Source organism: Rhodococcus sp. MSC1_016 (genome assembly GCF_023667485.2).
GTDB lineage: Bacteria > Actinomycetota > Actinomycetes > Mycobacteriales > Mycobacteriaceae > Rhodococcus_F > Rhodococcus_F oxybenzonivorans.
Genome location: NZ_JAMOZI020000001.1, coordinates 3,644,802 through 3,671,683, shown reverse-complemented (window position 1 = coordinate 3,671,683; position 26,882 = coordinate 3,644,802). Strand labels below are relative to the sequence as shown.

The 26,882-nt window shown below is 62.1% G+C and carries 18 protein-coding genes and 2 pseudogenes; 9 read left to right on the top strand and 11 right to left on the bottom strand.

Annotated features, from left to right (window positions below; all coding sequences use genetic code 11):
• Positions 1–58: 58 nt before the first annotated feature.
• On the bottom strand, positions 59–1,720 hold the full coding sequence (locus L1080_RS16905) for a class I adenylate-forming enzyme family protein (protein ID WP_250776229.1): 1,662 nt from the start codon (positions 1,718–1,720) through the stop codon (positions 59–61).
• 380 nt (positions 1,721–2,100) lie between these two features.
• Here L1080_RS16905 and L1080_RS16900 point away from each other — a divergent pair, with 380 nt between their 5' ends.
• Both L1080_RS16900 and L1080_RS16895 read left to right on the top strand, forming a co-directional pair.
• Positions 2,101–4,743: a LuxR C-terminal-related transcriptional regulator gene (locus L1080_RS16900; RefSeq protein WP_250776227.1), complete on the top strand. Its 2,643-nt coding sequence runs from the start codon at positions 2,101–2,103 to the stop codon at positions 4,741–4,743.
• 192 nt (positions 4,744–4,935) lie between these two features.
• Positions 4,936–5,682 carry a glucose 1-dehydrogenase gene (locus tag L1080_RS16895; RefSeq protein ID WP_250776225.1) on the top strand — a complete coding sequence of 249 codons (747 nt, stop codon included), beginning with the start codon at positions 4,936–4,938 and terminating at the stop codon, positions 5,680–5,682.
• A 104-nt stretch (positions 5,683–5,786) separates the two neighbouring features.
• Here the strand turns inward: L1080_RS16895 and L1080_RS16890 are convergent.
• Both L1080_RS16890 and L1080_RS16885 read right to left on the bottom strand, forming a co-directional pair.
• Positions 5,787–6,057, bottom strand: a pseudogene (locus L1080_RS16890) (transposase); the annotation flags it as partial.
• Positions 6,058–6,594: 537 nt separating this feature from the next.
• Positions 6,595–6,906: a hypothetical protein gene (locus L1080_RS16885; protein ID WP_308202200.1), complete on the bottom strand. Its 312-nt coding sequence runs from the start codon at positions 6,904–6,906 to the stop codon at positions 6,595–6,597.
• Between L1080_RS16885 and L1080_RS16880 the strand changes: the two are divergent.
• Both L1080_RS16880 and L1080_RS16875 read left to right on the top strand, forming a co-directional pair.
• Positions 6,802–7,014, top strand: a pseudogene (locus L1080_RS16880) (protein kinase); the annotation flags it as partial. The gene L1080_RS16885 and the pseudogene L1080_RS16880 overlap by 105 nt on opposite strands.
• A gap of 14 nt (positions 7,015–7,028) precedes the next feature.
• Positions 7,029–9,734, top strand: a complete 2,706-nt coding sequence (locus L1080_RS16875; RefSeq protein ID WP_308202199.1) for a protein kinase domain-containing protein — start codon at positions 7,029–7,031, stop codon at positions 9,732–9,734.
• A gap of 167 nt (positions 9,735–9,901) precedes the next feature.
• Here the strand turns inward: L1080_RS16875 and L1080_RS16870 are convergent, their stop codons facing one another.
• The gene (locus L1080_RS16870; protein WP_250776218.1) at positions 9,902–11,860 is read right to left on the bottom strand and encodes an NAD(P)/FAD-dependent oxidoreductase; all 1,959 of its coding nucleotides are present in this window, start codon (positions 11,858–11,860) and stop codon (positions 9,902–9,904) included.
• A gap of 304 nt (positions 11,861–12,164) precedes the next feature.
• Here L1080_RS16870 and L1080_RS16865 point away from each other — a divergent pair, with 304 nt between their 5' ends.
• A complete protein-coding gene (locus L1080_RS16865) occupies positions 12,165–13,496 on the top strand; it encodes an MFS transporter (protein ID WP_250776216.1) in 1,332 nt (443 codons plus the stop codon).
• Positions 13,497–13,547: 51 nt separating this feature from the next.
• On the opposite strand, the gene L1080_RS16860 is transcribed toward L1080_RS16865, so the two are convergent.
• Together L1080_RS16860 and L1080_RS16855 are read right to left on the bottom strand one after the other, a co-directional pair.
• Positions 13,548–16,763: a carboxyl transferase domain-containing protein gene (locus tag L1080_RS16860; RefSeq protein ID WP_250776213.1), complete on the bottom strand. Its 3,216-nt coding sequence runs from the start codon at positions 16,761–16,763 to the stop codon at positions 13,548–13,550.
• Positions 16,764–16,820: 57 nt separating this feature from the next.
• Positions 16,821–18,014, bottom strand: a complete 1,194-nt coding sequence (locus L1080_RS16855) for a flavin reductase (protein WP_250776211.1) — start codon at positions 18,012–18,014, stop codon at positions 16,821–16,823.
• 510 nt (positions 18,015–18,524) lie between these two features.
• On the opposite strand from L1080_RS16855, the gene L1080_RS16850 reads away from it, so the two are divergent.
• From L1080_RS16850 to L1080_RS16840, 3 genes are read left to right on the top strand one after another with little or no spacing between them, the layout of a single operon-like run.
• Entirely contained in the window at positions 18,525–19,010 is a 486-nt protein-coding gene (locus tag L1080_RS16850; RefSeq protein WP_213573008.1) for a nuclear transport factor 2 family protein, read from the top strand.
• Positions 19,007–19,888, top strand: a complete 882-nt coding sequence (locus tag L1080_RS16845) for an enoyl-CoA hydratase-related protein (RefSeq protein WP_250776209.1) — start codon at positions 19,007–19,009, stop codon at positions 19,886–19,888. The genes L1080_RS16850 and L1080_RS16845 overlap by 4 nt, the downstream gene beginning before the upstream one ends.
• A complete protein-coding gene (locus tag L1080_RS16840) occupies positions 19,885–20,661 on the top strand; it encodes an enoyl-CoA hydratase-related protein (RefSeq protein ID WP_250776207.1) in 777 nt (258 codons plus the stop codon). Before L1080_RS16845 ends, L1080_RS16840 begins: the two co-directional genes overlap by 4 nt.
• Positions 20,662–20,755: 94 nt before the next feature.
• Here L1080_RS16840 and L1080_RS16835 read toward each other — a convergent pair whose 3' ends face one another.
• The gene (locus L1080_RS16835; protein WP_244373524.1) at positions 20,756–21,439 is read right to left on the bottom strand and encodes a TetR/AcrR family transcriptional regulator; all 684 of its coding nucleotides are present in this window, start codon (positions 21,437–21,439) and stop codon (positions 20,756–20,758) included.
• Between the two features lie 295 nt (positions 21,440–21,734).
• Here L1080_RS16835 and L1080_RS16830 point away from each other — a divergent pair, with 295 nt between their 5' ends.
• Entirely contained in the window at positions 21,735–22,448 is a 714-nt protein-coding gene (locus tag L1080_RS16830) for a carboxymuconolactone decarboxylase family protein (protein WP_250776205.1), read from the top strand.
• A 59-nt stretch (positions 22,449–22,507) separates the two neighbouring features.
• On the opposite strand, the gene L1080_RS16825 is transcribed toward L1080_RS16830, so the two are convergent.
• The 4 genes from L1080_RS16825 to L1080_RS16810 form a co-directional block, all read right to left on the bottom strand.
• Entirely contained in the window at positions 22,508–24,040 is a 1,533-nt protein-coding gene (locus L1080_RS16825; protein WP_250776203.1) for a 3,4-dihydroxy-2-butanone-4-phosphate synthase, read from the bottom strand.
• A 374-nt stretch (positions 24,041–24,414) separates the two neighbouring features.
• On the bottom strand, positions 24,415–25,578 hold the full coding sequence (locus L1080_RS16820) for a cytochrome P450 (protein ID WP_317765416.1): 1,164 nt from the start codon (positions 25,576–25,578) through the stop codon (positions 24,415–24,417).
• 149 nt (positions 25,579–25,727) lie between these two features.
• The gene (locus L1080_RS16815; protein ID WP_250776199.1) at positions 25,728–26,468 is read right to left on the bottom strand and encodes an SDR family oxidoreductase; all 741 of its coding nucleotides are present in this window, start codon (positions 26,466–26,468) and stop codon (positions 25,728–25,730) included.
• 83 nt (positions 26,469–26,551) lie between these two features.
• A complete protein-coding gene (locus L1080_RS16810; protein WP_250776197.1) occupies positions 26,552–26,875 on the bottom strand; it encodes a 2Fe-2S iron-sulfur cluster-binding protein in 324 nt (107 codons plus the stop codon).
• Between the last annotated feature and the right edge of the window lie 7 nt (positions 26,876–26,882).

Here is a 26,882-nt window from a genome sequence, read left to right as displayed (position 1 = left end):
ACTTCTCCAGACATGATTCGGAATGGTCGTACTGTGGATGAATAACTACGGAGCAGGATTAGAGCGCGCCGACGCCGGTTTCTATTTCCGCGAGGCGCTCGACGAGTGCGCGCTTGTTGATCTTGGTCGCGGACATCGGCCAGTCATCGGGTTGGACGACGTGCACCGCGCGGGGGACCTTGTACCGCGCGATCCTGCCTTGGCAGAACTCGATCAGTTCATCGGGCTCGACGGTGTGGCCTGCGCGAATCTCGATGAATGCGACGGGAACCTCGTCGAGACGCTCGTCGGGTCGGCCGATCACGGCCGCGGCCTTGACGGCCGGATGCTCACACAGGAAGGCTTCGACCTCGATGGCCGCAACGTTCTCGCCGCCGACCTTGAGCATGTCCTTCAGCCTGCCGTGGAACACGAGGCAGTCCGTCTCGGTCCGGCTGTACAAATCGCCGGTGTGGAACCACCCATCCGCGTCGATCGCAGCTGCTGTCTTGATCGGATCCTTGTAATAGCCCTCCGTGACGCAGTATCCGCGCACGAGCATTTCGCCCGGGGTGCCCTGAGGTTGTTCGGCGCCGGTGTCGGGATCGACGATGCGCAGCTCGATTCCAGGGGCAGCCTTGCCCTGGGTTCCCGAGCGGTCGGCGATGGTGTCGGATCGCTCGCTGAGCGCGTAGATGCCAGCGGTTTCGGTCATCCCGCACGCGGCCACGAGTTCTGCGGTGGGGAAGGTTTGCTGAACCTGCTCGATCAGCACGCGAGGTCCTATCAAGAATAGATAGCGAAGTGAGTCGAGCGCTGATGCGTCGAACGAGGGGTGGTCGAGCAACGACTGCATCATCGCGGGGAACCACGGCCAACCAGTGGTTGGACGCTCGCGCTCCATCAGCATCAGGGCGCGACCGGGTTCGAAATAGACGTCGGTGACATAAGTGCCTCCGGCACCCATCGCTCCGATCAGTGGCGAGAGTGCGGCGATGTGGAACAGCGGTCCACCTGCCCAGCTGATGTGGCGATCGTTCGTCACGAGCCGTTTGCCGGCGCGCTCGACTGGTCCGCGGGTCAAAGCCTCATGGGTAAGGATGCAGCCTTTGGGGTTCGCAGTTGTGCCTGAGGTGTACAGGATTGCTGCGGCGTCGCGAATTCTGACTCGCCGCCGAATCTGATCGACATCCGAGGGGGGAACGGTCTCCTCCAACCGATCAAGCGTCGAGCGGCCGATGAACCCTCGGTTGTTGCTCTCACCGCGGAGGAGTACCGCCTGCCGCAGCAGGGGTGCCTCCGGAAGGTGCAGGTCCCGGTCCGTGGCGGCCTCGGCCAATGATGGAAGAGCGTCGCGCATGACATCGACGAAGTCGACATAAGCGTCATCCGCGGACACCGTCAACAGTGCGGCCAAGTCCGCGTTTCGGATGATGTACCCGAGCTCACTGGCCTTGTGTCGGGCATTGAGCGGAACGATCACACCGCCGATCAGCGCCGCGCCGAAGAAGCCCTCGATGAACTCGATTCCGTTCGGGGCGAGCAGGCCGACGTGGTCGCCCCGACGTACCCCGAGGGCGATGAGTCCCCGCGCAACGTGTGTAGCCCGTTCGAGCACGTCTGCGTAGGTGTATCGGCTGTCCGGGAAAACGATCAAGTCCCGGTCAGGATGGCTCCGGGCCCCGCGGACCAGGAGATCTGCAACCGGTAGCACCTCGCACCAGTCACCATTGTCAACCATGTCGTTCCTCGCTCGATCGTGAACACCAGGGGAGTTCCATCGGATGCCGGCGGAGTGTCCTCCATCCGCCGGGCGCTGAGCCGCCGACTAACGGAACAGCTCCTCATCGGAACTCCGCGTCGGTGTGGTGCCCATCACTCTGCCGACTCCGCGGCGTGTATGGAACCCGTTCCTCTACGCGATCCACTACGCATCTAGTCGGGCTCGTACGAGAGCTATCTTCGTGCAGGTCAGAGCCGGTTTCGCGGCTGGTCTGCGCGTCATGGCCGGCGTCGTGTCACATGCTGTCAGATCTTGACCCCGTAGTTGCACAGTGTCACGATGGCGCAGTGGACGGGGTTCCCTGACTCCACGCCGCGCGGGGTACCCAGGAAGGCATCGTGAACGCCGACGAATGGCGCGAAATACGCGAACTGCACGCGAAGGGCGCAACGATCAAGGGCATTGCCGAGAGTCTCGGTATGTCGCGGAACACTGTTCGTCGCGCACTTGCTTATGACGAGCCGCCCACAGACCACCGTCCCCGGAAGGGGTCGGTCGCCGACGCCTTCGAACCGGCGATTCGGACTCTGCTGGCCGAAGACCCGGACATCAGCATCGCCGACATTCACCGTGCTATTGGTTGGGACAGATCACGGAACACCCTTGCCAAGTTGGTGCGCCACATTCGGTCGGAATCGTCGAACCAGCCACCAGAAGTCGCTCCGTATCCCCAGTACGGCAGCAGTATTCCGACCTTCTCGACGGGGTTCGTCGGTCGAGACGGGGAATTGTTCGCCCTCCGGCGGCTCCTGGGTACTACACGCCTGATTACGATTACCGGTCCTGGCGGCATCGGAAAGACCCGCCTCGCTGTTCAGACAGCCACCGACTTCCGGAGGGCATTCGCGGACGGCGTGCGCTTCATTGAACTGGCGTCTTTGAAGACATCGGGGCTTCTTGCTCAGGAGGTCCTCGACGGACTGGGGATCGGTCAACCCGACCTGCCTGGGCGTCCGCTCGAGGAGGTCTTGGTTCACTACCTCAGGCACAAGCAGATGTTGATCATTCTCGACAACTGTGAGCACATCGTCGATTCCTGTGCGGACCTTGTCGCCTACCTACTTCGCCACACGACGCAGGTTAGTATCATCGCCACCAGTCGTGAACGTCTCGCTGTCCCAGCCGAGCACGTTTTCACGTTGGCACCACTCTCGACGACACGCTCCGACGATTCCGGATCCGTCGGCGCCGCCCTCCAGCTATTCGAAAGCCGAGCGGCAGCAGTGCTTGCGGGCTTTTCCATCACCGATCGCAATCGCGACACTGTCCGTCGAATATGTAGCCAGCTGGACGGTATTCCGCTGTCGATCGAACTCGCCTGCGCACGATTGAGCGTGCTTTCGGTCCAAGACCTCGAGCAGCGGCTCGATCGACGGCTGGAGCTGCTGACAACCGGAAATCGGTCCGGACCCGAACGGCATCGCACCTTGCAGGCCACGGTCGATTGGAGTTATGAGCTCTGTACATCGGCCCAGCAAAAGCTATGGGCGCGCTTGTCCGTCTTCGTCGACGAGTTCGACCTACCGATGGCCGAACAGGTGTGTAGCGACGACGAGTTACCCGCGCAATTGATCCTCGACGGCATCTCCGCACTCGTGGGGAAATCGCTGTTGCAACGCGAGCAGAGGGGTGATTCGGCCCGATTCCGCATGCTTGAAACGATCCGCGAATACGGAGCCGGGAAGCTCAGTCCGACCGAAGCCGACGCACTACAACTGAGGCACCTCGAGTCGTGCTCAACGCTTGTTAGGTCCTCCGTCGAGTCCTGGGCGAGCTCCGGACAGCAGCGGGCAGGTGAATTGCTGCGAAGCAACCGGGCCAATCTGCGCAAGGCCTTGCACACCGCGCTATCGGCGGGAAGCGACAAGATGCTTTCCACCGCCACCGAACTCGTCTCAACGGCCTGGTTCCTCTGGTCCTCTGGATTTTCGGTGCGTGAGCATCGGATGTGGTTGATGCGTATCGCCGAGAGAGATACCGCTCCCACAGCTCGCCGAGGCCGGCTGCTGGCGACCCTGGGACTGGTCCAGACAATGCAAGGCGATCGGTCGGCGGCGTCAGAGGTTCTCGACGAATCGATCCGACTCGCCTCGGCGTGCGGTGACGACGCGACCATAGCCTTCGCAACGCAGACCAAAGGACTGAAGGACTACCTGGACGGTGACTTCGAGTCGGCCGAACCGCTCTTCAAAGACGCTCTGAACAGGTATGAGGAACTGCCCGAGAACATCGATCTGCTGTGGGCACTCCATATTGAAATGGGGATGTTTTACTGCTCCACCCTGGACACTGTGCGCGCGCTCGAGCATTTCGAGTTTGTACGTGCGCACTCTGAACTCGCGGGGGAGCGATGGATGCTGTCCTATGCCGTTTATGGCCTCGGTCTCGCTGCCTTGGCGGATGAACGATACGATGAGGCACTGCGCCGTGCGATGGAAAGCCTCGCCCTGAAAAGGGAGTTTCTCGACGACGTGGTCGGCACGTCTCTGGTAACTGACCTGCTCAGCTGGGCGGAGGCGGCCGCAGGGTCGAAAGAACGTTCGGCGGTCCTTCTCGGCGCGGCGTCGCGAATGTGGGAGTCGTTCGGCATGCAACTTTATGGATCCCGGCATTGGGTGGAGCGGCGCGCCGAGTTCGAGTCGACCGCCCGCACCGGCCTCGGGGATGAGCGGTTCGCACAATGTCGCCGCCGTGGGGCGGAGATGTCGATACCGGAGATGGTCCGTTTTGCCCTGAAAGAGGAAGTGCCTATCGAGCACAGATCTTCGGGGTCGTCAGCTGCCGCACTGCTGTCACCGCGCGAACTCGAAGTCGCCCGGCTTATTGCGGATGGACTGTCGAACAAAGAGATCGCGGCGCGGATGGTCCTGTCTCCCCGCACGGTCGAGGGCCATGTCGTGAGGATCCTCCGCAAGCTTGGAATGACTGGCCGCCACCAGGTAGCGACAGCCTTCGTCGGCAACGCACATGTAGTCGGCTAACCGCGTTCTAGGCATCTATGGGCGGATGTTTACATTTACGTTGACGTTGACAGGGCGGTTATCTTCTGCGACGCTCGTCACATTCGCATTGCCTGAGCTGACTTCGCCTATCTCCGGTAGTTATCAGCCAGCTCGATTGCAGCCACGAATCGAAGTCCTGAAGTCGCACACTCTCGCAGAAGGAATCAACCTATGGACAGACTGGACGGCAAAGTCGCACTCGTCACCGGGGCGGCTCGCGGAATGGGGGCGTCCCACGCCCGGAGATTCGTCGAGGAGGGCGCCAAGGTCATCTTGACGGACTTGTCTGATGCCGCTGGCAAAGAGTTGGCCGAAGATCTTGGGGAAAATGCCCTTTTCCTTCATCACGATGTCACTGATCCGCAGTCGTGGACCGAGGTGGTCGAACACAGCGTCCGTGCCTTTGGTGACATCACGGTCCTCGTCAACAACGCGGGTATTCTCGGACCCGTTACACAGACCGCAGAACTGAGTGAGGCCGACTATCGGACTGTGTGCGCGATCAATCAAGACGGGGTCTTCTACGGGATGAAGTCGGTCCTACCGTCCATGGAACACGCAGGAATCGGCGCCATCGTCAACATCTCGTCCATCGCCGGAATCGCGGCCAACTACGGATTTCCCAGCCTCGCCTACGTTGCGAGCAAATTCGCGGTACGCGGCATGACGAAGGCAACCGCGATCGAGTATGGGCCGAAGAATATCAGGGTCAATTCCGTCCATCCGGGTTTTATCCAGACACCGATGATGGTGGAAGCTACCGATGAATCGGGCGGTGACGCGCTCGGACTGATCCCTTTGGGAAGAATCGCCGATCCGAACGAGGTGTCCAATCTCGTGCTCTTCCTTGCTTCGGACGAATCCTCGTACATCACCGGTGCCGAACACCTTATCGACGCCGGCATGCTCGCCCAATAGGTTCGGCTCGTCCGCCGGGGGCAAATTGCGTACGCCGGCCAGCCCCTCGAGAGCCGATCGGAAACTGACGCGCAATCGGGGCGGGGAGGCCATGTGGAACGGACGGCGCAGCGGACCGCATCCGGGCAGGACCGGGTCACGAACGACCCGATCCAACCGGCCGCGTCCGAGGTGACGTGGGTGATCCTCGCACCGTTCGGGCCCGCGCAGGTCGAAGAACCCGGACAGGGTGGCCGCCCACACCAGCCGGCCGGAGTCGTGGTCGACGCCGACCGTCAGACACTTGTGGCCCTTCTTGTACGAGATCTCGTCGATCCCGATCGGCCGCAGCCCGGCCAGCGGGTCCCAGGCCGCTGTCCGGGCGCGCCACCGCCGCGGCCGTGTCGTCGAAAGCAATGCCGTCGATCACCGTCTTCTCGAACACCCAACTCCATATCCTGGCCTCGCGCATGCCGTTCCCGCACGCGTAGCCGACTGACCCTGGACTGACCAGAATGACACTGGGACAACGTCGTGCGCCCTCACCCTCGACGAACTCCACCCTCGATTACAGCAGTAGAGCCGCAATCGGCGCAGGGCTACCGCGCCATCGGGGTGACCGCTAGGAGATCACCCTGATGCCATACGGTGGGCGATCAGGGAGCATGCTCCGCCGGAACCCGCTGAACGGGGGGTGGGGACTCTCCCCGGTGCTCGTAATGAGTGTTCGGAATGTACCGGCCGCCGCACTTGGTCCAGGACCGCGGTAGGGCCCGTTGACAGGGGTGAATCCGGGAGCTGAACCTCGTAATCTGGAAGTAGACGTGGGAGGTGATCGCATGGGATGTGTTGCACGATCGTGCAAGGGTGTTCGTACGTCGTGCCCGGTCCCGAAGTCTCTGTCGGTACCCATTGTGATCAGCGTCGACAGCGCTAGATCCTTCGTGACCCGTCGACGCATCCGAAGAGCGCTGAGCGATGAGAGCAATAGGTGCAGGGATGGTCGCGGGCGACCCATTTGCTACGCAACGTGACCTGCCCGTTGATCTCACCACGGAGCTGACTGCGGCCGGGTTCGAACATCCTGTGGAGATCGGTAAGGGTGGCTTCGGTGTCGTGTACAAGTGTGCACAGCCAGACCTGGACCGCGTAGTCGCTGTGAAGGTCCTCACGGCTGACCTGGACGAGATCAATCGTGCCCGTTTCTTCCGTGAACAACGGGCGATGGGCCGTTTGACGGGTCACCCGAATATCGTCAGCATCCTGCATGTCGGAACGACCGGCAGTGGCCGCCCGTATCTGGTGATGCCGTACTACTCGAGGGACTCGCTCGAGATGCGGGTGCGGCGGGAAGGGCCGATGACTCAATCCGAAGCGCTTCGTGTCGGGGTGAAGATCGCGGGTGCGTTGGAAACGCGCACCGCGCGGGCATCCTTCATCGAGATGTCAAGCCCGGGAACATCCTCCTTACCGACTACGGTGAGCCGGTGCTCACCGATTTCGGCATCGCCCATATTGCGGGCGGGTTTCACACCGCTACCGGTACGGTCACCGGATCGCCGGCATATACCGCGCCCGAGGTGCTCGGGGGCGGTACACCGAGCGCTGCCTCGGATATTTACGGCCTCGGAGCCACGCTTTTCTGCGCTGTCACCGGGCACGCCGCGTTCGAGCGCCGCAGCGGAGAGCAGGTGGTGGCTCAGTTCCTCCGGATCACCACACAGGCTGCTCCCGACCCCCGCGAGCATGGTGTCGATTCGGACGTCAGTTCGGTTATCGAGAGCGCTATGGCCGCAAATCCGCGCGATCGTCCGGCCACTGCAGCTGAGTTCGGCGAACAGCTGCGGCAGGTGCAGCTTCGCGAGGGGTTCCCCGTCGACGACATGGCGTTGCCGGGTGAGCCGGACAATGTGCGGCGACCCCAGCCGGGACCTACTTCGCGGATGCCCGCACGGAAAATCCCCCTGGAAACGACTAGTTTCGTGGGTCGGCGGCGCGAACTGGACGAAACGAAGCGGATGCTGTCGGACGCACGACTGGTGACGCTGACGGGTATCGGTGGCGTCGGGAAAACCCGCCTCGCGTTGCGGTTGGCCGCGGACCTGAATGGTCAGTTCCGAGACGGTGCCGTCTTGGTCGAACTGGGCGAGTTGCAAGACCAATCGCTATTGGTGAGCGCGGTGGCCGCCGCGGTGGGGATCCGGGATCATTCCTCCCGGTTCCTTGTGGACGTGATCATCGAGCAGCTCATTCCCAAGAACATGCTGCTTGTGCTCGACAACTGTGAGCATCTCGTCGACGCAGTCGCGGTACTGACTGAGACGCTCATACGCACGTGCGGAGAGCTGAAGATCGTGGCGACGAGTCGCGAGCCGCTGGGTATCGGCGGTGAGGCAGTTCTGCGCGTTCCGCCGCTGACGGTCCCTGATGCAGAGACTGATTCACTCGCGTCGACGCCGAGTGAATACGACGGTGTGATGCTGTTCATGGAGCGGGCCACGGCGGCAGTTCCGGGGTTCGAGTTAACCGATGATAATCGGCCGACCATCACTCGAATCTGTCAACGACTCGAAGGTCTGCCACTGCCGATCGAGTTGGCTGCGGCCCGACTGCGGGCGCTGTCTTTGGATCAAGTCCTCCAACGTCTCACGGACAGATACAGACTGCTGACCGTGGGCAGTCGTGGTGCACCGACACGGCAACAGACACTGCGCCTATCGGTCGACTGGAGTTATGACCTGTGCACCCCCCGCGAACGGCAGGTGTGGGCTCGGGTTTCGGTATTCGCCGGAGTGTTCGAACTGGATGACGCGAATGGGATCTGCGGCCTGGGGATGTCACCGGAAGACCTACTCGATGCGTTGGCATCGTTAGTCGACAAGTCGATCCTGATTCGCGAGGAATGGGGCACCACAGTGTGCTTCAGGATGCTCGAGACGCTCCGTGAATATGGCCGCGAGAAGGCGGAAGAGACAGCCGAATTCGCGGACCTGCGTCGGCGTCACCACGACTGGTATCAGCGGCTGGTAGTCGAAGCCGAGGCAGAGTGGATCAGTGCACACCAACTGGAGTGGATCACTCGTCTCGAACGTGAAAACTCGAATTTGCGAGAGGCGTTGGAATTCAGCTTGGCCAGGGATGACGATGCTGCGATCGAATCCAGCCTGACCATGACGGCGACGCTGCTGCTGTTCTGGCTCACCCGTGGCCGGTTCAACGAAGGACGCAACTGGCTCGGTCGTGCACTCGCGCGCAAGACCCAGGATTCGACGGCCGAACGTGTCAAGGCCTTGTATGCCGCGAGCGTTCTCGCCGAAATACAGGGCGATCTCTCTGTCGCAGCTGACTTCGTCGCGGAGGGAGAAGCACTGGTCGCGCAGATGCCTGGCGACAAGGTGACTCATGCGCGGATTGCCCATGCCGATGGGCTCTACGCGATCTACAGTGGCGATCTTCCTCGCGCATGCTCGCGTTTGGAAGAAGCCCTCAGAGTGTTCAAGGAGGAAAAGAATTCCGCCTTGCACGTCTGGACTCTCATGATGCTCGGATTGGCGTACCAGCTGAACGGTGACGCTCCTCGGGCTATCGCTTGCCATGAGCAAGTACTCACGATCACGAAATCCCGCGGTGAGTCGGTATATCGATCTTACTCATTGTGGGCGAGGGGAGTCGCGGCAGTTCAGCAGGATGACTTCGACGGTGCAGAGCCGCACCTCGAGCAATGTTTGCGGCTGACTCGACGGGTGGACGAGCCGCTCACTGCTGCTGTCTGTTTGGAAGCTTTGTCATGGATCGCATGCCGACGACAGACGTACGAGCGGGCGGCCGTACTCATGGGGGCGGCCGAGGCGATGGGTCGCGCCGTGGGTAGTTCCGCAGTCTTGTTCCACAACCTGACCGTCTACCACGACGAGTACCAGGCGTTGACCCGCGAAGCACTCGGTCCGAATAGGTACCACGAAGCGCATCAGTACGGTGCTTTGCTGGGGTTCGATCCCGCAGTCGCCTACGCCCTCGAGGAGCCGTCCGTTGATCACAGCGCGGATGCTGATCACAGCGAAGACCCGAACTGAGCGGTCAACTGAGGCTGACAATTTCCAGGCGGGCTTCACTGGGATGCCCGGTGGTCGACATCGGTACACCTCAATGCCGGCGCCGGTGTGATTGTTTTCAACACCGGCACCGGCTTCGGGGGTGAGTCGCGCGCGGCGGACTTCAGTCCCTCACTGGTGTTCGACCATCATCTGACTGTGTAGTTCTCCAGGTCGGGCCGTCGCGTCATCTCCCAGTACTCGACGTTGAGGAACGGCATGACGAAGACGACTCGTCCGCGTGAGTTGCGGTAGTAGGTTGACATCCCACGGTGGGTCCAGACGGTGCGGGCATGGGTAGTGTCGACGAGCTCGTTGTACTGTTCGGTTGCATCGGTTCGTGCGTCGATGGCGGCGATGTTCTGTTCGAACATTTCGGTCAGTAGGCCCCGGATGTACCGCATTTGAACTTCCATGAAGAACATGAAGCTGCCGCTACCGGGGAAGGAGTTCGGGCCGCCGAGCATGAAGAAGTTGGGGAACTGGGGAACCGAGACGCCCAGGTACGCCCGTGGGTCGTCATCATTCCATGCTTCTCGCAGGGACAGTCCATCGACTCCGCGCACATCGAGCGAGGAGACGAAGCGGGCAGCCTCGAATCCCGTGGCCCAGACGATGATGTCGGCGTCGATCTCGGCTCCGGATGCGCTGACGAGTCCCGTCTCGGTCACGGCGGCGACCGATTCGTTGACGAGGTCGACGTTGTCCCGACGCAGGGCCTCGTACCAACCGTTGTCGAGCAGGATGCGCTTGCCGAACGGGGGGTAGTCGGGCATCACCTTGTCGAGGAGGTCGGTACGGTCGCCGACCTGCGCAGTGATGTACCGCGTGAAGTACTCACGGTGCGCATCATTCCGAGCGTTGACAGACCGCTCGGGGTGTTCCCACTCGGGATCGACGCGCAGGGACTCGATGACCTTGTCGCCGAACTGCCAGAACAGTCGAATCCAGTACCAGCTGTGATAGAGGGAGCACGACTGCAACAGTCGCCGAAGTTCCGTGGGGATGGGCATCCGGAACTTCTCGAAGGGTGCCACCCATTGTGGTGAGCGCTGAAAGACCGTCAGGTGCTCGACCCGATCCGCGATGGCGGGAGTGATCTGCATCGAGCTGGCGCCGGTGCCGACGATGGCGACCCGCTTGCCTTCGACCTCGAGTCCTTCGGGCCAGTTGGCCGAGTGGAAACTCGTTCCGCGGAAGCTCTCCATGCCGGGGAGATTCGGTGTTACCGGCCGATTGAGAACACCGACAGCACTGATGACGACATTGGAGCGCAGGGTCTCGATCGATCCGTCAGCGTTTCGTACCTCAACGTGCCACCCTCGTGACGTCTCGTCATAGGTCGCGGCGAGAACTTCGGTGCTGTACCGGACTCGTTCGTTGCCGCCGACCTCCTTGAGAACGCGCCCAAAGTACTCCTGAAGTTCGTTGCGTAGTTCGAAGTGGGTGTTCCAGTCGTTCTTGGCGAACGAGAAGGAATACAGGTGGCTGGGGGTGTCGACGCCGGCGCCGGGGTACGTGTTCTGCCACCAGTTGCCGCCGGCTTCCGGTTGCTTTTCGAGAATTATGTAATCGATGCCCATGTCTTCGAGCTGATGAGCTGCTGCGATGCCGGCGACACCCGTGCCGATCACGATGACGTTGAATCCGACGGGTGGTTCGACGGGGGGGAGTGCGAGCTCGGGGGCGTTCGGCGCTGCGCGCCGCGCCAGCTCCAGCGACAACATCGGACCGTACTGGTCTGCGACTGGCTCACCCATGCAGACGCTGATCATCCGGACTGTCTGTTCGGCTGTCGGTGCCTCGATCGCGGGCTTGACTCCAGCCTGGAAGTCCAGGATTGCCTGCACTGCCGCCTGGCGAATTTCCTCCTGGATCTCCTCGGTGAGTCCTCCGGAGTCGTGGTCGCCGAGACCCTTGCCGCGTGTGGGGCGGTAGGGCTGCTCGAGCCACTTCTCGTGTCCGGTCATTTGGTAGACCACCATGAGCAGAGCGGGGACATTCGCGATGGACACCGCAGTCCGTACCTCGGACTCACTGAGGCGGTCCGGGTTGAACTGACTCGACTCGGTCGCGGTTGCGGATGTGACCGGACTGGCTGTCTGCATATCTGACTACCTCTCGCGGGGGCCGAACGTTGTAGCGGCAGAGAATCAAGCGATGACGACTTGTTCAACGTTCGCGTTGATTATTCGTTGTTGCCATGGTCGCAGCCGGTCGCTCACTTTGTCAACGTGTGAGTTGAAAATCGAGGGAATGCAGCGCGGGACACGATCGGGCAATTGATCTACATCGACGTTGACAGGAAACGGTGGATGTGCGAGCCTCATTCCTGGCTGTGCCGTGTATCACACACCAGTGTCAGCCGATCCCACTAGGTGGTTCGCTGGCTCTCACCAGAACGGAATCGCAATGACTCACGCCATTACCTCGGACTCCTCTGCCGAGAGGGTGCTCGATCTGCGTGCCTCCCGGAAGGCGCTGATCGCCGGGTCCCTCGGCAACCTCGTCGAATGGTACGAATTCGCTATCTACGCATATATGGCACCGATTTTCGCGCCACTCTTCTTTCCTTCCGGCAATCCGACGACGGCGATCCTGTCGACGTTCCTCATCTTCGCGCTGGCGTTCTTCCTGCGTCCTGTCGGCGCAGTCGTCTTTGGTCGTTTGACCGATCGAATCGGACGCCGGCCCGTACTGGCGATGATCATCGGGCTGATGGCCGCGGCCACCACGGGTATAGGACTCCTGCCCACGCACGCCCACATCGGGATGCTGGCGCCGATCTTGCTCACTCTCTGCCGTGTCGGCCAAGGCTTGTCGGCCGGCGGTGAGATGGGCGGCGCCGTTTCACTGATGGTGGAGTCCGCACCGTCGAACAAACGCGGCGTGTACGGGTCCTGGTCTTTCGTAGGAACCACATTGGGATTCGTTTTCGGTGGTGGGGTGGCAACAGTGCTGGCGATTGCCCTTTCCGACGCTCAGTTGGCGTCGTGGGGATGGCGAGTCGGCTTCCTGCTCGCCGCCCCAATGGGTGTCGTCATCCTCTATCTGCGGATGCGCGTCGACGAGACACCGCACTTCAAGCACATGACTATCGAACGCGCAGCGCATGACTCGTCGTCGGAGGTTTCGTCGGCACCGCAAGGACGCTCGTTGATCTACTTTCTCGTCACGATGGGTGCCGTCGTCGTCTACAACGCGGTCGGAAACACCTTCATGGTCGGGATGCCGGCGTTCTTGTCGAAAAGCTTCGAGATGTCCTTCGAACGCTCCTACCTGCTCGCGCTGATCACCGGGCTCATCGCGGCAATCTCCATGCCGATCTTCGGTGCCATGTCCGATCGAGTGGGGCGTCGTCCTGTCCTACTGGGGGGTTCAGTGGCCGTTGTGGTGCTTTCCTATCCCCTTTATGCCATGCTCAACTTCGGTTTCGCGGGTGGTCTGACCGCGCTTGCGCTCGCTGGGGTGCTTATCGGTGCAGTGGGGGGACCGATGCCGGCCTTCCTTTCCGAACGCTTCCGCACACGAAACCGAGCCACCGGAATTTCCGTCACCTACGCGCTCTCGGTGGCCTTGTTCGGAGGCACAGCGCCGTACATCATCACCTGGATGGCCTCGGCGACCGGTGATCCGTTGTCCGCGGCATACTACACACTCGGCTGCGCCGTGATCAGCGTGATCGCTCTGCTCACGATTCGCGGTGTCGATCGGGACCAGCATCGCGCGGCGCTCGAAGACTGAGGGTGAGCGGGCGCCCGTCTCCCGCGGGGGGCGGGCGCTTCCGCTGCTGTATCACCATGTATCGAGATGCCACCGAACCCGCTCAACGGGTTTGCTCTTTGCGCGGTCGAAGGTCTCGACGATCCACGCTCTGGTGTCGGCCGGATCGATGACATCGTCGATCTCGAACACCGATGCTGCGTTCGTGGCACGCCCCTGGGCCTCGTAGTCGGCCAATAGAGTCTGGAATGTCTGCTCGCGTTCGTGCGGGTCGTCGATGGCGTCGAGTTCTCGGCGGAACCCGAGCCGCACTGCCCCTTCGGGCCCCATAGCGCCGAGCTCTCCAGTCGGCCAGGCGAGCATCGCGTCCGGGACTCGAAAGTTTCCACCGGCCATGGCCTGCCCTCCGAGTCCGTACGATTTGCGGATTACAATCGCGCACAAAGGAACAGCCAGATTGGGCCCGGTGACAAGCAGCCGGCTGACGTGCCGCACCTTAGCCGTCTCTTCTGCTTCGGGGCCTACCATGAATCCGGGGGTGTCGCAGAGGGACACAATCGGCAGTGCATAGGTATCGCAGAGCCGAAGGAAGCGCGCCATCTTGTCGGCCCCGTCGCTGTCGATCGCGCCGCCGCGGTGACGTCCGTCGTTCGCGACGATGCCCACCGGTCGACCCTCCACCCGAGCCAGGCACGTGACCATTCCTCGCCCGAATTCCTTTCGAAGCTCGAGTACCGACTCCTCATCGGTCAGGGTGTGGATGAGCGCATGAATATCGAACACCCGCGATCGTCGCTCGGGTACGGCGTTGCGCAGTCGACGTTGATCGGCGCAGGACCACTGACGGGCAGAGCCCTGGAAGTAGCCGAGGTATTTCTTGGTCGCGGCCACGGCCGCAACCTCGTCATCGACGAGAATGTCGACGACCCCATTGGCCGCCTGGACCGGGGCGGGACCGATCGCCTCCGGCGCGAACGCCCCCAGCCCACCTCCCTCGATCATGGCCGGTCCACCCATCCCGATGTTCGCGTCGCCCGTTGCGATGATGACGTCACAGGCACCGAGCAGTGCCGCGTTGCCCGCGAAACAACGGCCGGCCGCAATGCCCACCGTCGGAACGTGTCCGTTGAGCCGACCCAACGCGACGAACGTCGCCAAGTCCATCCCGGTTGCCTTGGCCTGGTTGTCGGTGTCCCCGGGACGGCCGCCGCCCCCTTCGGCGAAGATGACCACCGGGGTGCCCCGTCGCCGGGCGAGTTCGAACATCCGCTCGGCCTTTTTGTGGTTCTGCAGTCCCTGGGTTCCCGCCAGCACGGTGTAGTCGTACGCGAGGGCGGCGACCTGGGTGTTCTGTGCGTCGGATTCGGCCGCGCTCACCCGGCCGAATCCGGCGACGAGGCCGTCGGCGGGTGTATTGGCTTCGAGGTCGTCCAGCGTCCGCCTTCGACGTTGCGCCGCGATGACAAGCGGGCCGTATTCACGAAAGGAGCTCGGGTCGAAAAGGTCCGCGAGGTTCTCGCGGGCGGTCCGTTTCCCGGCCAGGTGCCTTTTTGCGCTGGCTTCTGGGCGGGCGGCGTCCCGACCGGCCTCGTGGCGATCTCTGATTTCGGCGACATCGGAACGGAGGTCGTCCAAATCGGGCAGTCCTCGAGTGGCGATTGTGGTGGCCGGGGGCTGGTCGTCGAAGGCGACAGCCGCAAGCGTTGCGACCCGGGCTCCCTCGGCGACAAAGTCGCCGACCTGCACGGTCACCTTCTCCAGCCGTCCGGCGGCCGGGGCGATTATCTCGTGCTCCATTTTCATGGCCTCGAGAATCGCAACCGGTTCCCCTCGCTCTACCCACTGCCCGGATTCGCCGGCGATCGAAACCACCGTTCCGGCCGACGGTGCGAATAGGTCGGTCGCCTGGCTGTCTTCCGCCGGCACCGGTACGCGCGAAGATCTGAGCAGGTAGTCGTCGACGAAGCTCGTCGTCATCGCACCGCCCGGAATCGCAGGGTCGGCCAGCACCGACCGCAGCAGCGGCAAGTTGGTGGGCACCCCCTCGATGACGATATGACGTAGCTGGGTCTCGAGGTGAGCGAGAACCTGCGCCAAGGTCGCGCCCAGTCGGTGAACGATGATCTTGGCCAGGAGCGGATCGTAGTCATTGGTTGCCTGCATACCGGCGTAGCCGTGGCTTTCCACCCGAATGCCGGATCCGGCCGGGAGGTCGAATCGCGTGATCTTCTGTGTGGGGGCGACCGCGGGCTCGAGGGTGACTCGCGCTTCGACAGCGATCCCGCGGGGGTTTCCGATGGCCTCCTGGGAAAGGCCCTGGTCCTTCAACGACACCCCCTCCGCTATGGCAATCTGGGCTGCGACCAGGTCCACGCCCGTGATTTCTTCGGTGACACCGTGCTCGACCTGCAGCCGTGGATTTCCTTCGATGAAGTAGTAGAAGTCGGGGGAGTCGGCATCGACAAGGAATTCGAATGTGCAGACACCTCGGAAGTGTGTGGCCCGCGCGAGATCGAGTGCGGAGCGTAGAAGAGCCGACCGCGTCGCGTCCGGCAAATCCGAAGCAGGCGCGATCTCAATGAGCTTCTGATGGCGGCGCTGAATCGTACAGTCGCGGTCCCAGAGGTGTATCGGGTCGCCGACACCGTCGCCGAGCACCTGAACTTCGATGTGCCGCGCCCGGGGAAGATAGCGCTCGACATAGACTTCTGATTGCCCGAAACCACGCAGCGCCTCGGATCCACAACGAATGAGCGCTTGCCCGATGTCGGCGGAGTCTGTCACGACCCGCATTCCGCGGCCGCCGCCCCCAGCGAGAGCCTTCACCATGACCGGGCCGCCCGAGTGCGCTTCCATGAAGGCCAGCGCTTCCGGAAGACCCGTTGCACCGTTTGTTGCAGGAAGGACAGGAACTCCGATCTCTTCGGCCAGAGCCCTCGTCGCCGACTTGTCACCGAAGAGCCGGAGGGTCTCGGCGTCGGGTCCCACGAAAGTGATACCTGCGCGTGCACAGGCGTCTGCCAGTTCCGGATTTTCGCTCGCGAATCCGTATCCCGGATGGAGCATGGTGCAACCAGACGTGATGGCTGCGTTGACCATTTGATCGATGTCGAGGTAGGCAGCCGAGCCGCAACTCGACAGCGGACGCACCTCGTCGGCCGCTCGGACGTGGGTTGCTTCGGAGTCGTCGACGCTGTGAACCGCGACGGTGCGAAGTCCGGCTCTGCGGGCGGTGCGGATAACTCTCAAAGCGACTTCGCCGCGGTTGGCGATGAGTAAGCCCGGCAATCGCTTTCCCTTCGTTGTCAACTGGGTCGGCCGGAACCGTCCCGTCCTCGGGGATGGTCAGGTCACGGTGGGCGTGCATCCGCCCAGCTTCGCGGTGACCCTGTCGGCCGCCGTCATCAATCGATTCCGATACTGTTCGACCGTCGCGCCGGACAGTTGGCGGGGGAGTTGGTACAGGCTCAGCAGCAGCACCGGTTGGGCGTCTTTGCCAAATACCGGAGCGCTGATGATCCGGACGTCATAGGTGGCAGCAGGGTCGATTTCGGCGGGTTCGTATCCCTCCAAGCTGAGGGCGCGGGCGGCCTCGGTGACGTCAGACGCCAGATCGCCGGTGGCACCGGTAAGCGGCAGACGCGCAACGGCCCCTTCGAACCGCACTTGTGCGTCGCTGCGAAGCACGAGTGACCAGCCGCGGTCGCGGACACGGGATACCGCCTGCGCAAGCAAGGCACGATCGAGAGCCTCGCCGCCGCGTCCGATCCACTTGTCGCGTTCGCGTCCCTCGGACCATGCCATCAGTGGGAGGGCGAGTGGGGGTACGAAGGGCATTCGCTGCCCGAGGCGGGTGTGTGGTGACGTCGGCAGAGTGCTCGCCATGCTGCTGCCGACCAGGACCAGCTGATCCCGAATCGCGACCGAGGCGCAGCATTCGACTCCCAGTTCGCGGGCGACCGCGTCCATTTCCGAACGTGCCTGATCGACGATGCTCAGGGGGCGCAGCAGGTCAGCCTCACCGGGCGCGGTAAGGGAGGTCGACGAGAAGCAGCCGTAGCCACCTTGGAAGAAGATGAGCGGTGAGGCGGCATCATCGACCTCGAGCGATGTAACCCGACCGATCACCAAAAAATGGTCACCGGCGTCGTGGATTGTTTCGATTGTGCAGTCGATCCAGGCGATGCAGTCGTGGATACGCGGATTGTCGCGATTGGTCGGCGTCCAGGAGATCGACGCAAACTTGTCTGATCCCTTCATTGCCAGACTTCGGCAGACGTCCTGTTGGCCGGCGCCGAGCACGTTGACGCAGAAGCGACCGGATTCCCGGATCTTCGGGAAGGTGCTGGAATTTTTGTCGGGGAGGAACGCGACCAGCGCGGGATCCAGCGATACCGATGTGAAGGAGCCGACGGCCATGCCGACTGGACCTCCCGCGGAATCAGTGGAGGTGATCGCCACGACGCCGGTCGGGAAGTGGCCGAGCACAGTCCGGAAATGTCCCGGGTCGATCACTGTGTTGGTGTCGGTGAGTGTCATCGGGTTGTCCTTCTCGGCTCAGGACCCAAAGGCCTGATCGGTATGTGTGCTTGCGTCGAGTCTGGTATCGCGGGTAGGGGTCGGCCGCTGTGCTGCCATGCCCGTCCTCGAGCTCCGAGCGCTTTCGGATCACCCCGGTCTGCTCGAGGTGGAACTGCATGAAGTCTCCGTCTCGGTCGGGTATGTGACGTGCGTCGCTCTGAGGACGATCGTCGCATCGACCTACGTGTCATGTCAACTCTGATGTTGACAAACTTCTACAAGCATGTTGATAGCAGATGGAGCGTGTGCGTGACACCGGAAGCCTCGTGAAGTGCTCAGATATTGATCCTGGGACACGGGATGGGCGATGCATCGGCAGCAAGTGCGTCTACACAAGCGTTGAAAATCGGTGTAGCTTGTTGGTAGTTTCTCGTCCAGAGGCGCCTCAGCGCAGCTTCACCGCCAGTACACGCCTGGCACCGAGGAATCCGCACTCAGCACATCGCCACATCACATCGGAGGAAGATCATGACTACCAGTGCACTGTCGAGTCGAGAACTGACCGAACTCGTCGAGGCCCAGAAAGTCGAACGAGTGTTGTACGACTACGCGTACTACCTCGATATGAACCAGCCCGACGATCTCGCGGCCCTGTTCACGTCGGACTGCTACGTCGCGTATGGACCCGACTTCGGCGCCGAGGGACGCGACGCCTATCGAAAGACCCTCGACGGAATCGGCACCTTCTTCACCGCCACCAGTCATCATGTCTCCAACGTCGTTGTCGACTTCGACGAGGAAATGCGCACTGCGACCGTCCGTTCGGTGCTGTATGCGTGGCATCAGTACACCAAGGAAGGCAAGCCGGACGGCCACTTCTTCGGCCAGTACCACGATGTTCTGGTGCGCGACGACGAGCACGGCTGGCGTTTCACCCGCCGTGAACTGCGCGCGGCGGGCGTCGTCGACTTCCACGTCAAGAAGCAGATCCCGATCGGACGTGCCTCGGCATGACCACGCCGACCACTACCGCCACAGTAGACACCGAGTACCAGTACTTGCGTGTCGAGCACCGCGGGCCGATCAGCTGGATCGTCCTTGACCGCCCGGACAAAGCGAATGCCCTGTCGAATGCGCTCCTCGAAGAGTTCAGCGACGCCCTCGAGCGTCTCGCCACCACCGGCGGTCCCGTCGTCGGGATCCGCGGCGAAGGAAAGGGCTTCTCCGCCGGCTACGACATCGACCAGGTCGGCGAATATACCACCACCAAGGACCCGGTGTCGGATCGAGAACGGCTCGCGCGCAACGTCAATCGCTACCTCGCGATCTGGGATCACCCTAAACCGGTGATCGCGGCGGTCCACGGTTACTGCATCGCGGGCGCTACGCAGATGTGTGTATTCACCGATCTCACGATCGTGGCGCATGATGCGCGCATCGGTGAACCGGCTGTGCCGCTCGGTGGGGGATACATAGCCCCGCTGTGGGCGCCGCTGGTCGGACCCAAGCGGGCGAAGGAACTCGCGTTCATCGCCGGCAACTCGATCGACGGTGACACCGCGGTCGAATGGGGGTGGGCCAACCGAGCCGTTCCGGCAGACACAGTCGTCGAGACTGTCGAACGCCTCGCCGCCCAAATAGCCCGGGTTCCCTCCGACCTCTTGCGCATCAAGAAACTGTCGGTCAACCGCGCTATGGAGGCCATGGGCGTACGCACTGCCGCACAGGGTGGCGCAGAAATGGACGCGCTTTTACATCTATCGCCCTCGGTGGCGCAGGTTCGTGCCTTCATTGCCGAGGTCGGCCTGAAAGCGGCCATTGCCTCGTACCGTGCGCCGGTCGATGCCCCTCTCTCCACTTCGTCAGTACCATCCGGAAAGGCAACCTCATGAGCAGCGGAGTCACGTTCACCCGCGATGGCCACATCGCACGCGTCACACTCGATCGCCCGAAGGCGTTGAACTCGATCAATGCCGAGATGGACCAGGCGTTGTACGAGGCGTGGACCGAAATCAACGCCGACCCGGACCTGTGGGTGGCCGTCCTGTCGGCTTCCGGGGAGAAGGCGTTCTGTGCCGGCGCCGACGTGAGCGGCAGCACGGAAGGCGACGGTCGCAGGATGGCCCTCGGCGGTGGACTCACCGGCGTCGGAGGTCCGTTGCTGAAGCTGCGCAAACCGCTCGTTGCCGCCGTCCAGGGGTACGCCGTCGGTGGCGGATTCGAGCTGGCGATGTGCGCGGATATCATTGTGGCGGCGGACAACGCCCAGTTCGGTATCCCGGAAACGAAGGTCGGAATCATCGGCGAGGCAGGCATCATGCACCGCGCGATTCGGCAACTCCCGCATCACATCGCCATGGCGATGATTCTCACCGGGGACCGCATCACTGCCGTCGACGCCGAACGGTACGGACTCGTCAACGAAGTCGTCGCACCCGAGCAACTCGGTAAGGCCGCCGACCAGTGGGCAGAGCGTATTGCGGCCGCATCCCCGCTCGCCGTGCAGGCGGCCAAGGATGCCGTGCTCTCCCGATTGGACTGGCCCCTGGACATCGCGTTGGCGACCCGCTACGAACCCATCGAAGCGTATGCGGCCAGTGCCGACCGGCTCGAGGGGCGAGCGGCGTTCGCCGAGAAGCGAAAGCCGCAGTGGACCGGCCGGTAGACGAGGAACAGTTGTGGACGTGCCGCGGGCCGCGATGTAGGTCGCGTGCTCACGGCACCCCACACGCTCGGGAACAGCGAAAGGCTGGACGGATTTAAGCAGGCTTGGCCAGTGCGCCCTGGAAGAACAGCGCGCAGAACGCGTCAATGGTCTGTCTTGCGTCAACCCTGTGCGAGCCAGGCTTGAGCCACCGATGGGTCCAGTTGATCATCCCGAACAACGCTTTCGCCATCAGCGCAGTAGGAACATCTTCACGGAAGGTTCCCTCTGCCACCCCCTGCTCGAGGACGCCGGCGACGATTGCCTCGAAACGCTTCGTCTTACGGAGCATGTCCTTGGCCCAAGGAGTCGACTGGAACTCGAGCTTCGCCATGTCCTCCTGGATATAGAGGTAGATATAGGGATAGTTGTTCTCGTACGAGAGCATCAGTAATTCGACGAGTCGACGGAGCTTCTCAGGGGCGTCGGCGTCGATCTCCGCGATCTCTGTTCCAGCAGAAACGTTATCGTCGAGAACGCCGATCACAACGTCCTGAAATAGGGCCTGGAACAATTCCTTCTTGCTGGCGAAGTAGTAGTAGATCGACGCCCGATCGGTTCCGAAACGCTCCGCAATGTCGTTCAACGTGGCGGCGTCGTAGCCCTTTTCCTGGAACACATCAGCTGCCGTCTGGAGGAGTTCACGGCGTTTCGCCTGGTAGCTGGGGCTGCTGTCGTTCTGCGCGCTACGGCGGCGCCGGCTCATTCCGCTGCTTCTCGTCACTGGTGTTCTGGCCACGTAGGGGATGGTACGCGGCGGAAGGCGGGAAATCCATCAACGTTGATGTAAATCTACTTCAACGTTGATTGACACGATGTTCGCGATCGCATAGCGTCGGAAGGCGGAAAAACACGAGTTCTGCGGCCTCACTCGGGAAGCCGCTGTACCGACTCATGAGCGAGGCCGACATGACGAATACCGAGCACGGGGAACGGATCACGTCCGTCGGTGGTTCCGTGGTGTGCGGTACTCGCCGTAGTCCCGATGAAGCCGCCGTTATCGTCCGATTGCTGCACACGGAAGCTGTCCCGCGGTGACCGAGTCCGAGGGTCCGCCCGACTCTGCGCGGCCGTCGGTACCGTCCATCCGCGATGAAGTTTCGCTCGATCACCTGCGCGCCGTCGCCGACGTGTACCTCAACGACGTCGGCGACGGGGAACCGTTGGACCCGCTGACCCGCGCGCTAGTCGAACTCGCGGTCCGCGCGTCCGTCACCACTCTGGACATCGTGGGTGCCGAACGCTACATGCAGGAGGCGCTCGACCTGGGAGCGACCGCGGACCAAGTCCACGAGGTACTCATGCTGGTGTCGGGGCTCGGAGTGCACACCCTCTTCGCAACCGCCGAACACCTCCACGCTCTCACCTCGGAACGGCACAACGAGCAGGCGGATTCAGCGCTCGATGCCGACCAGCGTCACCTCTGGGAGCGATACGTAGGAAGCGACCCCTACCGTCAGCGCCTAGAGGATGAGCTACCCGGTTTCCTTGCTGCGCTGATACGGATCTCTCCCGAAGGATTCGCTGCATTCTGCGAGTATTGCGGTCTCCCATGGAAGACGAAAAACGTGCGCGCCGTCACCAAGGAACTTATCGCCCTGGCGGTGGATGCAACGCCGACCCACCGTTTCCTTCCCGGCATGAAGCTGCACCTGCGCAATGCGATCGAACTCGGCGCCGGCCGCATCGCGATACTGGAGGTCCTCCTGATCGCATCCCATGCGCCACCGCACAGGGGAGTGCGCTGACCGTAACTACGAGGTCTGTCGCTGATCGGTTCTTGGGTCTCCGTCAGGGATGCGCTCAGTTATCCGGCGGTGGGATACGTGTCGGACAGAAGCTCCTTAGTGCGCCGAACATCGTCCTCGAGCGCGGCAATGAGGTCTTCTTTCGAGGCGAAAGTGGCTTGGCCGCGAATCCAGTGTTCGAGATGCACGGTGACTTCGAGGTCATAAAGATTCTCATCGAAATCGAGTAGATGTGCCTCCAGCAATCGCGTCCCCACACGGCCGTAGAATGTCGAACGTCGACCGATCGAGACTGCGGCGGGGATCGACCTGCCATCGGGAAGCGCGCAGTGACCTGCCCACACGCCATCCACCAGGTGAGCCTCGGAAGAGGGACTCCCGGCTTCGGTGTCGAGTTCGAGATTCGCGGTGGGGAAACCCAGTTCACGACCCCGCTGGTCACCATGTCGCACCAGCCCGGCGACGGTGTGTGCGGTGCTTGTCGTGGTGCAGGTCCGTGCCTTCACGGTCGAACCCGCATCAGCGTGGGACAGTACCGACGCCTCGATTCCCATGATCTCCAGGGTCCCGCGAAGATCGGCCGGCGGGTCCAGCAGCTGCAATGACGAAATCCCGAGCTCTCGGATTACCTGTGCGATGTCCGCATTCCGGTCAATGCGTCTGCGGTCCTGCTGCTCTGAGGTGAGGGTGTACGAATCGAGGTCGTTCGTGTTGCGTTCGATCAGTACTACACCGTCACCATGTGCGGCTATCCGCGCGAACATTGCCTGACGGTCAGGGTCTGTGGAGTCGGCATGCGGTGCGAAGTCTGATTCGCGGTGAACGTGGATCCATGGCGCGTCCGCACTCTGGGGTCGACCGATTCGGTAGGCGATGTAGTCGGTGCCGGTCACCTCACTCCGAAATCCGGAGGTGAGCAGCTCGCCGTAAGGGCTTTCCCGAGTGATGGTGAAGGTGCATCGGACGTGCAGTTCGGATACCCGGCGATAGATGACAACGTCGTCCGCAGACAACCATGTCAATTGTTGTGCCTGGGCAAAATCACGGGTTTCGTCCTCGTTCGCGATGCGGGTGGGATCTTTCTCCGAGACGAGCGCAGCAAAGGCCCCGACCGGGCGTAGACCGGCCGCACGAGCGAGGTCCGTTACGACTTCCGCTGGACCGCGGGTCTCGAGTACTCCGTTCTCGCGCGCCCGGGCCGGTACGACATGGCCGGGGCGGGTGAAGTCGCCAGTCGCGCTGTCGGGGTCGGCGAGCATTGCGAGGGTGCGTGCCCGGTCGGCGGCAGAAATCCCCGTACCCACCCCGGCGATCGCATCCACCGAGACGGTGTACCAGTCGCTGGCCTGGTCCGGGATCGTCCCCACCATCGGTGGCAACCCGAGACGTTCGCAGACACGCCGAGTGACGGCCGCACAGACGAAACCGGAGCTATGGCGGACCATCGATGCGAGCGCGGCAGGAGACGCCTTCTCCGCTGCCAGGAGCAGGTAGCCATCGGGATCGCCGCCCGCACTGCCCGCGAGCGCAACGGTCCGGCCAGCGGCGAGGTCGGATAGAGCTTGCTGGACTCGGGTCACCGAATTACTCATGCGTGCATCTCCAATCTTGGGGGCGAACGGACGTCGGAGTCCTGCCTCGGTCACGTTCTCGAGAGGCGGCGTTTCCCCTGTGACCAGAATCGCAGCTGCGCCTCGACTTGTCAACGTCAACGTAGATGTGCGCATCGAGTGGGATTCTCCTCGGTGATCGAGCGGTTCGATGTCGAGTCATGGCGACGGGCAGACACATGCGGAACGACGCGCCCGCGGCGAGGGAGTGGCCTCACGGCGAATATGGGGAGACCCTTGATAGCCGTGAGGACACTCCCTTCGGCGGCATTCGCTACGGATGCCACCTACGGTGCACTGCCCTCGTTCGTCAGAGGCGTTGATCGGCCCGAATGCCGACCGCGGCGTGTCGCCGATTAATCAGTAGTCCACTGCAATGGAACCGATGTCATGGAGCTCACGATTCCTGACTGGAAGCCCACTCGCGATGGGTCGGCAACCTCGAACTCGGGAATCTGCCCCAACCACTCCTCCAAGGTCGTTTGAATCTCGACACGCGCCAAATGAGCGCCCGCACAGTGGTGTACGCCGTGGCCGAAGGTAATGTGGTCGATCTCTTCCCGGCCGAAGTCGACATCCATCGGGCACTTGTTCTTGCGGTCGTCGAGACCGTAGAGCATGGTCGGCAACGCCACCATGTCACCCGCTTTCAGATCCACTCCGTCGATGGTGATGTCCTTCTTGATCAGGCGGGCATCGGATACCAATCCGAAGCGCCGCAACAACTCCTCGGTGGCGGTCGGTATCAGCTGGGGATCAGCGACAAGGGCGCGCCGCTCCTCAGGATGCGTGGCCAGGAAGTGCATCGTGAAGCTCAAGAAGTTCACCACGGTGTCCAGCCCTGCCAGCAGAAGAAGGCCGCAGATTTTCAGTGCCTCGTCCTTGGTGATCGGTCGACCGTTGACCTGGCTTTGCACGACGGTGCTGATCGCGTCATCGCCCGGATTCTCCGTACGAGCGTCGATGAAGGGTGACAGGTACTCGAAGAAGAGATCGATTGCCTCGCTCATACTCATCGAGCCGTCAGGCCTGGTCATTTGATCCCCGATGTACTTCAGCTTCGGGGCATCGCTCAGCGGAAGGTCCACGATCATGAGAAAGATCTTGATCGGGAAGACCTCCGCGTACTCCTTGGTGAAGTCGCAACTGCCGGTGGTGCGGATGTCCCCAATCAGTGCCCGTGCGGTCTCCCTGATGTCGTCGCCGATGCGGTCGATGGTATGGGGTCCGACGCTCGCGTTGAGAATGCGCCGATACGGTCGCTGCTCGGGCGGATCCATCGATGTGGGAATGAAACTGTATTGTTCGCCCGCCTCGCGGGGCAGGAAGGGGCATTCGCTCGAAAAGTGCTCGAAGTCCGTGAACATTTGCTGGATCAGTGAGCCGCGCGTTGCAATCCAGTGCCCACCGTTGTGGGGAGTCCACACGAGATCGCGCGTGCCGGGATCCTGCAGGTGCTTCCATGCCTCCTGGGCGCCTTGGTCGATGTGGGGCGGGTTGAACATGTCGAAATCAACCACCCGTTCCGACGGAACATTCGCCGGCAAGTTACTTGCGGGGGTTGGGACGATCGTTTCAGGTGCTGTTCCCATTATTCGCTCACTTCCGCTATAGCTTGTTGGTGATGTGGGATTGTTCGGTCTCTGTTGCTGTCCACCTTCGGGTGGTGCTATTTCGAGCTGAGCGGCCCCATGCCCGCCAGTTCCCCTCCATCGATGAGGAATTCGGCTCCAGTAACGAAGCTCGATTCGTTGCTGGCGAGGTAGATGATCAGTTGTGAAACCTCCTCGACGTTGCCCATGCGTTTCATCGGGTTGAAGTCCGCCACATCCAAGTCGGCGTTCATCGGCGTCGACACGGTCCCGGGATGGACGGAGTTCGACCGAACGCCGTGCTGGGCCAATTCGAGCGCGACCGATTTGGTCAGACCACGCACGGCGAACTTGGAGGCCGTGTAGCCGTGAAGTTCGGCGATGCCTTGGAAGCCGGCGGTCGACGATATATTGATGATGGACGACGGCGCAGACGAAATCAGCGTCGGCGTGGCGGCTTTGATGCCCAGGAACGGTCCGGTCTGATTCACGGCAATGATGTCGTCCCATTCCTTGATGGAATAGTCGGTCAGCGACCCCATATTGACGATGCCGGCGTTGTTCACAAGGACGTTCAGCTTGCCGAATGTCCTCACAGACAGGTCGACAGCGTTCTGCCAATCGGCGTAATCGGTAACGTCGAGTCGCGTGTAGACCGCCTTGTCCGATCCCAGTTCCTTTGCCAGACTTTCGCCCTCGTCATCAAGAATGTCGCCGATGACGACGTTCCCGCCCTCGGCGACGATCATACGAGCGTGGGAAGCGCCCATACCTCGTGCGCCACCCGAGATGAGTGCGACCTTGTCCTGCATTCTCATGTGAGCTCCTTCGTCTGTCTGTCGACGTGTGCGGCACTAGGTGCCGCTGATCAGTACTGTCTGGTTTGCGTCTGGTAGGTCAACTACCACTGGGTCGGGGCGACTTCGACGGTGATTCCGTCGAGGTGGTCGTGCATCGCGATCTGGCAGCTCAATCGGCTGTTGTCCTGCACGGGGGAGGAGGCGCATTCGAGCATCTCTTGCTCGTTGGAATCCATGGGAGTGAGCTTGTCGAGGAACGTCTGTTCCACGTAGACGTGGCAGGTTGCGCAGGCGCCGCTGCCACCGCAGTCACCCACGATCGAACGGATGCCGTGCCCGACTGCCGCTTGCATGAGAGTGGTTCCGGACGCGACGCTCAGTTCGTCGTAATTCCCGTCAGGGGAGATGAAGGTTGCTTTTGGCATGGTGGGT